10 protein-coding genes are annotated in these 13,334 nt (G+C 59.1%); 6 read left to right on the forward strand and 4 right to left on the reverse strand.

What is annotated here, in order from left to right:
- Positions 1-53 precede the first annotated feature (53 nt).
- Positions 54-3,905: a M10 family metallopeptidase gene (locus J5M66_RS19270; protein WP_207817496.1), complete on the reverse strand. Its 3,852-nt coding sequence runs from the start codon at positions 3,903-3,905 to the stop codon at positions 54-56.
- Positions 3,906-4,104: 199 nt separating this feature from the next.
- On the opposite strand from J5M66_RS19270, the gene J5M66_RS19275 reads away from it, so the two are divergent.
- Positions 4,105-4,749: an MBL fold metallo-hydrolase gene (locus tag J5M66_RS19275; RefSeq protein ID WP_207809336.1), complete on the forward strand. Its 645-nt coding sequence runs from the start codon at positions 4,105-4,107 to the stop codon at positions 4,747-4,749.
- 117 nt (positions 4,750-4,866) lie between these two features.
- The gene (locus J5M66_RS19280) at positions 4,867-5,601 is read left to right on the forward strand and encodes an OmpA family protein (RefSeq protein WP_123444181.1); all 735 of its coding nucleotides are present in this window, start codon (positions 4,867-4,869) and stop codon (positions 5,599-5,601) included.
- Between the two features lie 226 nt (positions 5,602-5,827).
- Here J5M66_RS19280 and J5M66_RS19285 read toward each other — a convergent pair whose 3' ends face one another.
- A complete protein-coding gene (locus J5M66_RS19285; RefSeq protein WP_016773251.1) occupies positions 5,828-6,262 on the reverse strand; it encodes a DUF1043 family protein in 435 nt (144 codons plus the stop codon).
- 144 nt (positions 6,263-6,406) lie between these two features.
- Between J5M66_RS19285 and J5M66_RS19290 the strand changes: the two genes are divergently transcribed.
- The 3 genes from J5M66_RS19290 to zapE all read left to right on the forward strand — a co-directional run bounded on the left by J5M66_RS19290 (position 6,407) and on the right by zapE (position 9,601).
- On the forward strand, positions 6,407-7,036 hold the full coding sequence (locus tag J5M66_RS19290) for an alpha/beta fold hydrolase (protein WP_207809343.1): 630 nt from the start codon (positions 6,407-6,409) through the stop codon (positions 7,034-7,036).
- 24 nt (positions 7,037-7,060) lie between these two features.
- Positions 7,061-8,416 (forward strand): tryptophan--tRNA ligase, encoded by a 1,356-nt coding sequence (locus J5M66_RS19295; RefSeq protein WP_207809333.1) that lies wholly within the window; start codon positions 7,061-7,063, stop codon positions 8,414-8,416.
- Between the two features lie 90 nt (positions 8,417-8,506).
- The gene (gene zapE / locus J5M66_RS19300; protein ID WP_016773254.1) at positions 8,507-9,601 is read left to right on the forward strand and encodes a cell division protein ZapE; all 1,095 of its coding nucleotides are present in this window, start codon (positions 8,507-8,509) and stop codon (positions 9,599-9,601) included.
- Between the two features lie 223 nt (positions 9,602-9,824).
- Here zapE and J5M66_RS19305 read toward each other — a convergent pair whose 3' ends face one another.
- Entirely contained in the window at positions 9,825-10,721 is an 897-nt protein-coding gene (locus tag J5M66_RS19305) for a GlxA family transcriptional regulator (protein WP_162999820.1), read from the reverse strand.
- A gap of 250 nt (positions 10,722-10,971) precedes the next feature.
- Here J5M66_RS19305 and J5M66_RS19310 point away from each other — a divergent pair, with 250 nt between their 5' ends.
- A complete protein-coding gene (locus tag J5M66_RS19310; RefSeq protein ID WP_024014254.1) occupies positions 10,972-12,108 on the forward strand; it encodes an acyl-CoA dehydrogenase family protein in 1,137 nt (378 codons plus the stop codon).
- Positions 12,109-12,264: 156 nt separating this feature from the next.
- On the opposite strand, the gene J5M66_RS19315 is transcribed toward J5M66_RS19310, so the two are convergent.
- On the reverse strand, positions 12,265-13,305 hold the full coding sequence (locus J5M66_RS19315) for an NADP(H)-dependent aldo-keto reductase (RefSeq protein WP_024014253.1): 1,041 nt from the start codon (positions 13,303-13,305) through the stop codon (positions 12,265-12,267).
- Between the last annotated feature and the right edge of the window lie 29 nt (positions 13,306-13,334).

The raw sequence follows: 13,334 nt of genomic DNA on the forward strand, positions 1-13,334 counted from the left end.
CTTGGCGGGGTGTTTTCATTTTTCAGCTTCGTTTGTTTCAGACAGCGATGGGATCAGACGATAACGTCGTTCGCACTGAACGAGTGGACACCCACCAGTTGCACTTCGAAGTACCCACCTTCGTTTGGGCTCATATTCCCCGAGAGAACTTGATCCACGAAACGCAGCTGGCCGAACCCGGTGAATTCATTAGAGCCAATGAACGTCATGTGTTGGAGGCCGAGGGTATTAGGCGAACTGTCAAAGTCGGAGAAATCGATCTTGTCCCCTTCAAGTGCGTTGAAATCGGCAATGACGTTATGCGGACCGCCCCCAGGCACTCCAGCATTCATGAGGAACAGATTGGTAAAGGCAAAGGAGTCCGCGCCAGTGCCACCGTTAAGCGTGGTGTTGCCCAATCCGCCGTACAGCGTGTCGTTACCGGCGCCACCGTACAGTTTGTCGATACCGTCATAACCCCAGATGACGTTGTTGCCGGAGTTCCCCGTCAGGATGTTATCGAGGTTGTTACCCCATAGCGACAGGTCGGCGCTACCGAGCAGGGTGCCGTCTTCGACGTTATCTCCGAGCGTGTAGTCGACCGAGGTGCGGACAAGGTCGTGACCTTTATCCGGAGCTTCTAACACGACGTCATTGACGTTATCTACGATGTACGTATCGTCGCCTCCCGCGCCGAACATCCGGTCGGCACCGAGTCCACCCGACAGGATGTTGTCGCCCTCGTTACCATTCAGGTTGTTGTTCAGCGCATTACCGGTCAGGTTCAGATTGTTGTTGCCAATCATCATGCCGTCTTCGACATTGTCCGAGAGTGTGTAGTCCACACTCGTCCAGACGCTATCATTGCCGCCATCGGCAAGTTCAATGACAACATCGTTGATGTTATCCACGAGGTAGACATCGCCGCCGCCGCCACCGATCAAGGTGTCAGCGCCAAGCCCGCCATCGATATAATTGGTACCAGCATTACCGGTGATGACGTTCTCCAGTGCGTTGCCTGTAAGCGATCCGTCGGCACTGCCAGTCATTGTCAAATCTTCGACATTGGCGCCGAGGGTATAGCTGGAACTGGTTCTGATCAGATCATGCCCTTCGCCGACCTGCTCAATCACGACATCGTTGATGTTATCCACAACGTAGGTGTCATTGCCGGCGCCGCCGATCATGGTGTCGACGCCCATGCCTCCATCGAGGATGTTGTTGCCGATGTTACCGGTCATGCGGTTGTTGACCGAGTTGCCGGTGCCGTTGAGGTTGGCTGTGCCGGTCAGGATCAGGTTCTCGACGTTGGCGCCGAGGGTGTAGTCGATGGATGAGAACACACGGTCAAGCGCGGTGAGCGAGGCGTCGGTTTCGATGACCACGTCGCCGACGTTGTCGACGTAGTAGGTATCGACACCGTCGCCACCGATCATGGTGTCAGCGCCGACGCCGCCATCAAGGGTGTTGGCGGCCGCGTTACCGGTCAGGGTGTTGTTCAGCGCGTTGCCGGTGCCGTTGACGGCGTTGCCGGTCAGCACGAGGTTTTCCAGGTTGGCGCCCAGCGTAAAATCCACCGAAGAGCGCACGGTGTCGATTTCGCTGATCAGGGTGCTGGTTTCGGTCACGGTATCGCCGAGGTTGTCGACGATGTAAGTGTCATTGCCCAGACCGCCGATCAGGGTGTCGGCACCCAGACCGCCGTCAAGGACGTTGTTGCCGTCGTTGCCGGTCATGCGGTTGTTGACCGAGTTACCGGTGCCGTTGAGGTTGGCTGTGCCGGTCAGGATCAGGTTCTCGACATTGGCGCCGAGGATGTAGTCGATGGAAGAGAACACCCGGTCAAGCGCGGTCAGCGAGGCGTCGGTTTCGATGACCTGGTCGCCGACATTGTCGACATAGTAAGTGTCCACACCGTCGCCACCGATCATGGTGTCGGCACCGAGGCCGCCATCAAGGGTGTCGTCACCGGCTCCGCCATTAAGGGTGTTGTTTGCGCTATTACCCGTAAGCACGTTGTTCAGGCTGTTGCCGGTGCCATTGATCGCGCTGCCAGTCAGCAGCAGGTTTTCCAGGTTGGCGCCCAGCGTCCAGTCAACCGACGCCCTTACGGTGTCGATTTCGCTGATCAGAGTGCTGGTTTCGTTCACGGTATCGCCGAGGTTGTCGACGATGTAGGTGTCGTTGCCCAAACCGCCGATCAGGGTGTCGGTGCCAAGACCTCCATCCAGGACATTGTTGGCGTCGTTGCCGGTCATGCGGTTGCTGACTGAGTTGCCTGTGCCGTTGAGGTTGGTTGTGCCGGTCAGGATCAGGTTCTCGACGTTGGCGCCGAGGGTGTAGTCGATGGACGAGAACACACGGTCAAGTGCAGTGAGCGATGCATCGGATTCAATGACCACATCGCCGACGTTGTCGACATAGTACGTATCAACGCCATCGCCGCCGATCATGGTGTCGGCGCCTGCGCCGCCATCGAGGGTGTTGGCGGCCGCGTTACCGGTCAGGGTGTTGTTCAACGCGTTGCCGGTGCCGTTGACGGCGTTGCCGGTCAACACGAGGTTTTCCAGGTTGGCGCCCAGCGTAAAGTCAACCGATGCCTGCACGGTGTCGATTTCGCTGATCAGGGTGCTGGTTTCGGTCACGGTATCGCCGAGGTTATCGACGATGTAAGTGTCGTTACCCAGACCGCCGATCAGGGTGTCTGCACCCAGACCTCCGTCAAGGACGTTGTTGCCGTCGTTGCCGGTCATGCGGTTGTTGACCGAGTTACCGGTGCCGTTGAGGTTGGCTGTGCCGGTCAGGATCAGGTTCTCGACATTGGCGCCGAGGATGTAGTCGATGGAAGAGAACACCCGGTCAAGCGCGGTCAGCGAGGCGTCGGTTTCGATGACCACATCACCGACGTTGTCGACGTAGTAAGTGTCCACACCATCGCCGCCGGACATGGTGTCAGCACCCGCGCCGCCATCAAGCGTATTGTTCAGTGCATTACCGGTCAGGATGTCGTTGAATTCTGAACCAACGGCGTTCTCGATCTTGGCACCGTAGGCAATCGCTAGGCCGTCATTGATGGCCGTCAGGTTGTTGTAATCGACGAATGCCTTACCGATCTGGCTGTAGGCACCCTCATTCAGGTTGATGCTGACTGCGGCGAGCTGATTGCTGCCGTCGATGGTGTCGTTGCCACCGCCGTCCCAGATGGTTTCGAAAATCGACTGGTTGGCGGCCCACTTGTAAACGGTGTCCCCGGCCTGCCAGGCCATGTTGGCGCCATACAGACTCTGAATCGCAATGATGTCCAGCACCATCGGTGTGGTTGCCTGGTACGAATAGTTGCTGTTGTAACTCATCACGGTGAAGTGAACATCGTCCAGCGTCGGGTCCAGCAGAGTGTTGTTGGTTGAACTGGTATCGAAAGGATGTTTGAGGCCCAGCGCGTGGCCGATCTCATGAACAAATGTCAGGTAGTCGTAACTTCCCTTGCCCGGATTCGCATCGTTGGTTTGCGGACCGATCCAGACATCGCCGGCTACCGGTGTGTTTGACGGAAAATAAGCCCACGCAGCGGTCTTGTCGTCCATCAGTCGATAGCCGCCAAACCGCATGTCACCCACGTTGCTGATCGTGTCGGTGGTCAGGGTGAAATTCAGATTGGCAACAGCGCTCCACGCTCCGAGGGCGCTGGTGACAGCATTTTTTTGCCCCGTCGTGAGCTCATACAAAGCGTTGTATTCGTTGTCAGGGCTATAGTCGATAACAAAATAAGACGTGCCCGGCGCCATGAAGCTGTAACTGAGGTTGGTCGGTCCGGTTGGGGTCCAGTTGGCGCCCAGCCAATAGGTACCTGAAATGAGGCTGTCGACGATGGCATTGCCGGTCAACGTGGATGGCAAACTGAAGGAATAAGTCTTGGGCGTAGGCATGTAGGTTCCTGATGACTATGCGGCCCTTCCTGAATGCGACCGCTACAAAAAGAAATCGATTTTGCACCAGAATTTGCTGTTTGACATCATTGCGCCACTACTTTCTGATGTATGACGCCAGATTTCTGGCTGGAACCGTTTGTATCGGCTGGTAAAGTAGAATGCTGAACAACTTGTTCAGCCGCACGTCGAGACTTCAATGTCCATTCCAAGACCCGAACTCATCCGCGAAACCTTCCCCGTCGGCCCGCTCCAGTGCAACTGCACCATCATCGGCGACCCATTGACCAAAAAAGCCATCGTCGTCGACCCGGGTGGTAACCCTGACCTGATCATGGCGCGCCTCGACGCCCATGGCCTGAAAGTCGTGAGCATCATCCATACCCATGCGCATCTCGATCACTTTCTCGCTTCCGGGCAGATGAAGGAGAAAACTGGTGCGACCCTGCATCTGCACAAGGACGACCAGTTCCTCTGGGACAACCTCGAGATGCAATGCCAGATGTTCGGCGTGCCTTACACCCCGGTGCCGTCGCCGGATCGCTGGTTGAGCGATGACGAAGAACTGGCCTGCGGTTGCGGCGTGGCACTGCACACGCCGGGACATACACCCGGTTCCATGAGCTTCTGGTTTTCCGAGGCTAAGCTGTTGATAGCCGGCGACACGCTGTTTCGTCGCGGGGTAGGGCGCACGGATTTGTGGGGTGGCGATCAGGCGACCATCGTGCGCTCGATCAAGCAGCGGCTGTATACGCTGGATGAAGACGCGACCGTGGTAACCGGTCATGGGCCGGACACCCGCTTGGGCGACGAGATGCGTGAAAACCCGTTTGTGCGCGCTTGAATTTTTTGTCACGGGTGCCTGGCGGAATTTTTAGGCATTGTCATGATCCAACGCCCGCACGGGTCCATTCATCGATGGCCGCTGCACCATAGAATGCAAAAAATGTAGGAGCTCTCCATGTTCACCACGCGTCGTTTGATTATTGTCGCTACTGCCGTGGCCGTGCTGTCCGGCTGCGCCTCGCCCAATCCGTATGACAATCAGGGTCAGGCCGACGGTGGCTCGCAAGGCATGAGCAAAACCGCCAAATACGGTGGCCTCGGTGCGCTGGCCGGTGCACTTGCCGGTGCCGCCATCGGCCACGACAACCGTGGCAAGGGCGCCTTGATCGGCGCCGCCGTGGTCGGTGCTTCCGCAGCAGGCTACGGCTACTACGCCGACCAGCAGGAAAAGAAACTGCGCGCGAGCATGGCCAACACTGGCGTTGAAGTGCAGCGTCAGGGCGATCAGATCAAGCTGATCATGCCGGGCAACATCACTTTCGCCACCGATTCGGCGAACATCGCTTCCAGCTTCTATCAACCGCTGAACAACCTGGCCAACTCGCTGAAAGAGTTCAACCAGAACCAGATCGAAATCGTCGGCTACACCGACAGCACCGGCAGCCGCCAGCACAACATGGACCTGTCCCAACGTCGTGCGCAGAGCGTGGCGACCTACCTGACCTCGCAAGGTGTCAGCGGTGCCAACCTGTCGGCCCGTGGCGCCGGCCCGGATAACCCGATTGCCAGCAATGGTGACGCCAATGGCCGCGCACAGAACCGCCGGGTCGAAGTCAACCTGAAGGCGATTCCGGGCCAGCAGTACGGTGTTCAGCAGCAACAGCCGGGCACGGTGCAGCAGTATCCATAAGCGATTGCCTGGATGAAGAAATGCCCGGTCTTGTGATCGGGCATTTTTTTGTGTCGCATGTAGCGGCCCTTTCGCGAGCAGGCTCGCTCCCACATTTGAAATGCATTCCCCTTGTGGGAGCGAGCCTGCTCGCGAAGAGGCCGGCAAGCGCAGCGAAGATTGCAGATACAAAAAAGCCCCCGGACACATCACTGTCCGGGGGCTTTTTGTTCGCAGCGAAAACTGCCTACTTCTTCAAACCATAATGCTCATCGAGCATGCCAGGGGAATTTGGCGATTTCGGCGCATAGTCACGCGGTGGTTCCTGATCGCGCGGTGGCGTCAGGCGTTCACGTGGTGCCTGCGCTGCGTCGGCGTGCAGGGCGGCGATCAGGCGCTGGCGGGTCTGCTCGTCCAGGGCCAGACGATTGGCGCCCTCGGCGAGGTGATCCTGCACTTCCTGATAGCTCTGGGTCAGCTTCTTGACCAGCATCGCGGTGCTGTTGAAGTGGGTGACCACTTCGTTCTGATAACTGTCGAAACGCTCCTGGATATCATCCAGTTGACGCTGCGTGCGGCTCGGTGCGGCGTTCGGCGCAACGCGCGCGATCAGGAATCCAATGGCGACACCCACAACCAGGGCAAGAGTCGGTAACAACCAAACTAAGAGCGAGTGTTCCACGAGTCCTTCCTCTATAAACGGCTTTGCTTTACGTTAACGGCTCGAACCTGCGCTGTATACCGCGATTCACTCGCAATAGATTGGCACAGACAATTTGCTAGACGAGTCGACCCGATTCGAGGTCACGGAGTTCCTCCCTTGCTGATGCGTGAAACCCCTGTAGTGATTGACGGCCCTGTCGGCCAAATTGAAGCTTTGTATCTGGATAACGAGCAGCCGCGCGGCATCGCGCTGATCTGCCATCCGAACCCGGTACAGGGCGGCACCATGCTCAACAAGGTCGTCTCGACCCTGCAACGCACCGCGCGTGACGCAGGCCTGATCACCTTGCGTTTCAACTATCGCGGCGTCGGCGCCAGCCAGGGCGAGCACGATATGGGCACCGGTGAAGTCGACGACGCCCAGGCCGCCGCTGCATGGCTGCGGGAAAAACACCCGGATCTGCCGCTGACCCTGTTCGGTTTCTCCTTCGGCGGATTTGTTGCAGCAAGTCTCGGCGGCCGTCTCGAAGCCCAAGGCGTGCAGCTTGAGCACCTGTTCATGGTTGCCCCGGCGGTGATGCGTCTGGGCGAGCAGGATCAACTGCCGCAGCACGGCGGGTTGACCGTGATCCAGCCGGAAACCGATGAAGTCATTGATCCGCAACTGGTCTACCAGTGGTCGGAACAACTCCAGCGCCCCCATGAGCTGCTGAAAGTGGCAGAATGCGGACACTTTTTTCACGGCAAGCTGACCGATCTCAAGGATCTGCTGCTGCCGCGTCTTTCGAATTGATTGCAGTCTGACAAGCGATTACCCATGACCAACCGTACCCGCATTCTCACCGGCATCACCACCACTGGCACGCCGCACTTGGGCAACTACGCCGGCGCGATTCGCCCGGCAATCCTCGCCAGCCGCGACAGCCAGGCCGATTCGTTCTATTTCCTGGCCGACTACCACGCCCTGATCAAATGCGATGACCCGCTGCGCATCCAGCGCTCGCGTCTGGAAATCGCCGCGACCTGGCTGGCCGGTGGCCTCGATGTCGATCGGGTGACCTTCTACCGCCAGTCCGACATCCCGGAAATCCCCGAGCTGACCTGGCTGCTGACTTGCGTCGCTGCCAAGGGCCTGCTCAACCGCGCGCACGCCTACAAGGCCTCGGTGGACAAGAACGTTGAGACGGGTGAAGACCCGGACGCCGGTATCACCATGGGCCTGTACAGCTACCCGGTGCTGATGGCCGCGGACATCCTGATGTTCAACGCGCACAAGGTGCCGGTCGGTCGCGATCAGATTCAGCACGTGGAAATGGCTCGCGATATCGGCCAGCGTTTCAACCATCTGTTCGGCCAGGGCAAAGAGTTCTTCACCATGCCCGAAGCGCTGATCGAAGAAAGCGTGGCCACCTTGCCGGGCCTCGACGGTCGCAAGATGTCGAAGAGCTACGACAACACCATTCCGCTGTTCTCCAGCGCCAAAGAGATGAAGGACGCGATCTCGCGGATCGTCACCGACTCCAAGGCCCCGGGCGAAGCGAAAGATCCGGACAACTCGCACCTGTTCACCCTGTTCCAGGCCTTCGCCACTCCGGCGCAGGCTGACGAGTTCCGCAGCGAACTGCTCGGTGGTCTGGGCTGGGGTGAGGCGAAGAATCGCCTGTTCCAGTTGCTCGACGACGAGCTGGGCGAGGCGCGCGAGAAGTATCACCAGTTGATCGAGCGTCCTGCGGATCTGGAAGACATTCTGCAGATCGGTGCGAAGAAGGCCCGCGCCGTGGCCACGCCGTTCCTCAATGAATTGCGCGAAGCCGTTGGCCTGCGTTCTTTTGTCAATCAGGTTCAGGTCGCCGCGACCACCAAAAAGAAAGCTGCGAAAACCGCACGTTTCGTCAGCTTCCGCGAGGACGACGGCAGCTTCCGTTTCCGTCTGCTGGCGGCCGATGGCGAGCAATTGCTGCTGTCGCGCAACTTCGCCGACGGCAAAACTGCCGGCCAGGTGACCAAACAGTTGCAGTCCGGCGAGTCGCTGGATGTGCGTACTGATGACCTGAGCTTCAGCGTCTGGCTGACCGGTGAGTGCGTGGGCGACAGCCCGGCCTTCGCCGACGCTGCCGCGCGAGACGCCGCCATCGAGGCGTTGCGCGTCGCACTGACTCCAGCTCAAGACTGATCGGCGGCACGACCCGACCAAGGGCCGATTGCCATTCCCACAGGCCGTCGCTACAGTGACGGCCCGTTTTTGTTGCCTTGCTAACGAATTATGACGCCCCTAGAACGATATCAAGCTGATCTGAAACGCCCGGATTTCTTCCATGACGCCGCGCAGGAAACTGCTGTGCGTCACTTGCAGCGTCTGTACGACGACTTGATCGCCGCTGACCAGAACAAGCCGGGCTTGCTCGGCAAGCTGTTTGGCAAAAAGGATCAGGCACCGGTCAAGGGCCTGTATTTCTGGGGCGGCGTCGGTCGCGGCAAGACATACCTGGTCGACACCTTCTTCGAAGCGCTGCCGTTCAAGGAAAAGACCCGCACGCACTTCCACCGCTTCATGAAGCGTGTGCACGAAGAAATGAAGACCCTGGGCGGCGAGAAGAACCCGCTGACCATCATCGCCAAGCGCTTCGCGGCCGAGTCGCGGGTGATCTGCTTCGATGAATTCTTCGTCTCCGACATCACCGACGCGATGATCCTCGGCACGCTGATGGAAGAGCTGTTCAAGAACGGCGTGACCCTGGTCGCGACGTCGAACATCGTTCCGGACGGCCTGTACAAGGATGGCCTGCAACGTGCGCGCTTCCTCCCGGCGATCGCGTTGATCAAGCAGAACACCGAGATCGTCAACGTCGACAGCGGTGTTGACTATCGTCTGCGTCACCTCGAGCAAGCCGAGCTGTTCCACTATCCGCTCGACGAAGCCGCCCACGAAAGCCTGCGCAAGAGCTTCAAGGCACTGACGCCGGAGTGCACGGCAGCGGTGGAAAACGATGTGCTGATCATCGAGAACCGCGAAATCCGCGCTCTGCGCACCTGCGACGACGTGGCCTGGTTCGACTTCCGCGAACTGTGCGACGGCCCGCGCAGCCAGAACGATTACATCGAACTGGGCAAGATCTTCCACGCCGTGCTGCTCAGCGGCGTCGAGCAGATGAGCGTCACCACCGACGACATCGCCCGGCGCTTCATCAACATGGTCGACGAATTCTACGACCGCAACGTCAAACTGATCATTTCTGCCGAAGTCGAGCTGAAGGATCTGTACACCGGCGGACGCCTGACCTTCGAGTTCCAGCGCACCCTGAGCCGATTGCTGGAAATGCAATCCCACGAATTCCTGTCGCGGGCGCACAAGCCTTAAACGGAGTTTCGGCAACGAAAAAGGCCTGCGATTGCAGGCCTTTTTTATGCGCTGAAGTTTTTCCGTGTGGGAGCGAGCCTGCTCGCGAAAGCGCAGTAACTGATCGTTCCCACGCTCCGCGTGGGAATGCATCCCGTGACGCTCCGCGTCACTTGCGAGGCGGACGCAGAGCGTCCAGTGGCGGCATTCCCACGCAGAGCGTGGGAACGATCATCAGGCCGGGTTACGCAGCCTGCTGAAACTGCTGCCTATACTGATTCGGCGACAACTCGGTGTGCTGGCGGAACAGTCGCGCGAAGAAGCTCGCATCGTCGTAACCGACCTCATAACTGATGGTCTTGATGCTCTTGCGCGTGCCAGAAAGCAGGCCCTTGGCCGTCTCGATGCGCAGGCGCTGCAAGTAGTGCAGCGGTTTGTCGCCGGTGGCGGTCTGGAAGCGGCGCATGAAGTTGCGGATGCTCATGCCATGCTCGCGGGCGACGTCTTCGAAGCGGAACTTGTCGGCGAAATGTTCTTCGAGCCACTGCTGGATCTGCAGGATGATCACGTCCTGATGCAGCTTCTGCCCGCCGAAGCCGATACGTCCCGGTGAGTAGCTGCGCTGCACTTCGTAGAGAATGTCACGGGCCACGGCTTGTGCCACGTTCGCGCCGCAGAAGCGTTCGATCAGATAAATGTAGAGATCGCAGGCCGAGGTCGTGCCGCCGGCGCAATAGAGATTGTCGGCGTCGGTCAGGTGCTTGTCCTGATTCAGATAGACCTTGGGAAAGCGTTCGGCGAAGGCATTGAAGAAGCGCCAGTAGGTGGTCGCTTCCTTGCCGTTGAGCAGCCCGGCTTCGGCGAGCCAGAACACTCCGGTGGCTTCGCCGCATAACACCGCGCCGCGCGCATGCTGTTCGCGCAGCCACGGCAGGATTTGCGGGTAACGGCTGCACAGCGTGTCGAAATCGTCCCAGAACGCCGGGAGGATGATCACGTCGGCGTTTTCCAGGCCACCGTCGACCGGCATGACCACGTCGCTGAAGCTTTTTACCGGTTTGCCATCGGGGCTGACCAGGCGAGTTTCGAACGCCGGTGTCAGGCCGTGGCCCAGTTGTTTGCCGTAACGCAGGCTGGCCACATGGAAAAAATCCTTGGCCTGCATGAGGGTGTAAGCGAAAACCCGGTCGATGGCCAGGATGCTGACGCGCCGCAAGGGCGGGGAGACGTGCTTAGACATAATTCAACTTTTGTTTTGTTTTTATAAGGGAAAGTGGTCACCAGACGGCTGGATCGTCTTATTTTTTGTCGGATGTGTCCAGTGTCCCGTAGCAGGAGTCGGGCTTAGTCTCTGAGAGCCGTATCCCTCCAACAACAAAGAAAGGTGCCGCATGATCCCCAGAACCCTGTTCAGCTCCGAGCACGAATTGTTCCGCGACAGCGTGCGAACTTTCCTCGAAAAAGAGGCCGTGCCGTATCACGCGCAGTGGGAGAAGCAGGGACACATTGATCGCGCGCTGTGGAACAAGGCGGGGGAGGCGGGGATGCTCTGTTCGCATCTGCCGGAAGAGTACGGCGGGCTCGGCGCGGATTTCCTCTACAGCACCGTGGTGATTGAAGAAGTCGGGCGTCTGGGACTGACCGGCATCGGCTTTTCGCTGCACTCGGACATCGTCGCACCGTACATCCTGCATTACGGCAGCGAGGCGCTGAAACACAAATACCTGCCGAAACTGGTCTCGGGCGAAATGGTTACGGCGATCGCCATGACCGAGCCTGGCGCCGGTTCCGACCTGCAAGGGGTGAAAACCACGGCGGTGCTCGACGGTGACGAATATGTGATCAACGGTTCGAAAACCTTTATCACCAACGGCTTTCTGGCTGATCTGGTGATCGTGGTGGCCAAGACCGATCCCAAGGCTGGCGCCAAGGGCACCAGTCTGTTTCTGGTGGAGGCGAATACGCCGGGCTTCGAGAAGGGCAAGCGCCTGGAGAAGGTCGGCATGAAGGCGCAGGACACCTCGGAACTGTTCTTCCAGGACGTGCGCGTGCCGAAGGAAAACCTTCTCGGCCAGGCGGGTGCCGGGTTTGCCTATCTGATGCAGGAGTTGCCGCAGGAACGTCTGACCGTGGCTATCGGCGGCCTGGCCTCGGCCGAGGCAGCGCTGCAATGGACGCTGGATTACACCCGTGATCGCAAGGCGTTCGGCAAGGCGATTGCCGATTTTCAGAACACCCGCTTCAAACTGGCCGAAATGGCTACCGAGATTCAGATCGGCCGGGTTTTTGTCGACCGCTGCCTGGAGCTGCATTTGCAGGGCAAACTCGATGTGCCGACGGCGGCAATGGCCAAATATTGGGGCACCGACCTGCAATGCAAAGTGCTCGACGAGTGCGTGCAACTGCATGGCGGCTACGGCTTCATGTGGGAATACCCGGTGGCCCGGGCGTGGGCGGATGCGCGGGTGCAGCGGATTTATGCCGGCACCAATGAAATCATGAAGGAGATTATTGCGCGGTCGCTTTGATGATCGTTCCCACGCTGTGCGTGGGAACGCCGCCGGGGACGCTCCGCGTTCCGCTGTTGAGGTAATCCGACTGGCCTCTTCGCGAGCAGGCTCGTTCCCACAGGGGATCACCGTACCTGTGGGAGCGAGCCTGCTCGCGAAGCTTTTGGCGGTCAGTTACGGCGCGGGATTCGGATGATCCTTGTGAATCGCCTCAATCCCGGCCAGCACTTCATCGGACAGTTTCAGATCAAAACTGGCAATGTTGCTGTCCAGTTGCTCAAGCGTCGTCGCGCCAATGATGTTGCTGGTGACGAACGGTTGCTGGGTCACGAAGGCCAGGGCCATTTGTGCCGGGTCCAGACCGTGTTCACGGGCCAGCGCAACGTAACGGCTGCACGCCGCCTCCGATTGCGGGTTGAAATAGCGGCTGAAGCGACTGTAGAGGCTCAGGCGGCCTTTCGGTGGTCGGGCGCCGCCTTCGTACTTGCCGGAGAGGAAGCCGAACGCCAGTGGCGAGTAGGCGAGCAGGCCGCACTGTTCGCGGATGGCGATCTCGGCCAGGCCGACTTCGAAGCTGCGGTTGAGCAGGTTGTACGGGTTCTGGATCGACACTGCACGCGGCCAGCCACGGGCTTCGGCCAGAGCCAGAAAGCGCATCGTGCCCCACGGCGTCTCGTTGGACAGACCGATGTGGCGGATCTTGCCGGCCTTCACCTGTTCGTCGAGGGCTTCGAGGGTGTCTTCCAGCGGCGTCAGGTTGGCTTCGATCTTGTGCTTGTAGCCCAGCTGTCCGAAAAAGTTGGTGCTGCGCTCCGGCCAGTGCAATTGATACAGATCGATGTAATCGGTCTGCAGGCGCTTGAGACTGCCGTCCAGTGCTTCGGTGATGTGCTGGCGGTTGTGGCGCAGGTTCTTGTCGCGGATGTAGTCGATGGTGTTGCCAGGGCCGGCGATCTTGCTGGCGAGGATCCAGTCGGAACGGTCACCGCGACTCTTGAAGTAATTGCCGATGTAGCGCTCGGTGGTGGCGTAGGTTTCGGCTTTGGGCGGCACCGGATACATTTCGGCGGTGTCGAGGAAATTGATCCCCGCCTCTTTGGCCCGTTCAATCTGGGCGAAGGCTTCAGCCTCAGTGTTTTGCTCGCCCCAGGTCATGGTGCCGAGGCAGATTGCACTCACGTTCAGGTCGGTACGGCCTAGCTGGCGATAGTCCATCGGGTGCTCCTTGGGCAAAACAATCATAA

The sequence above is a fragment of the Pseudomonas sp. 67(2021) genome (assembly GCF_017491835.1).
Classification (GTDB): Bacteria; Pseudomonadota; Gammaproteobacteria; order Pseudomonadales; family Pseudomonadaceae; genus Aquipseudomonas; species Aquipseudomonas atacamensis.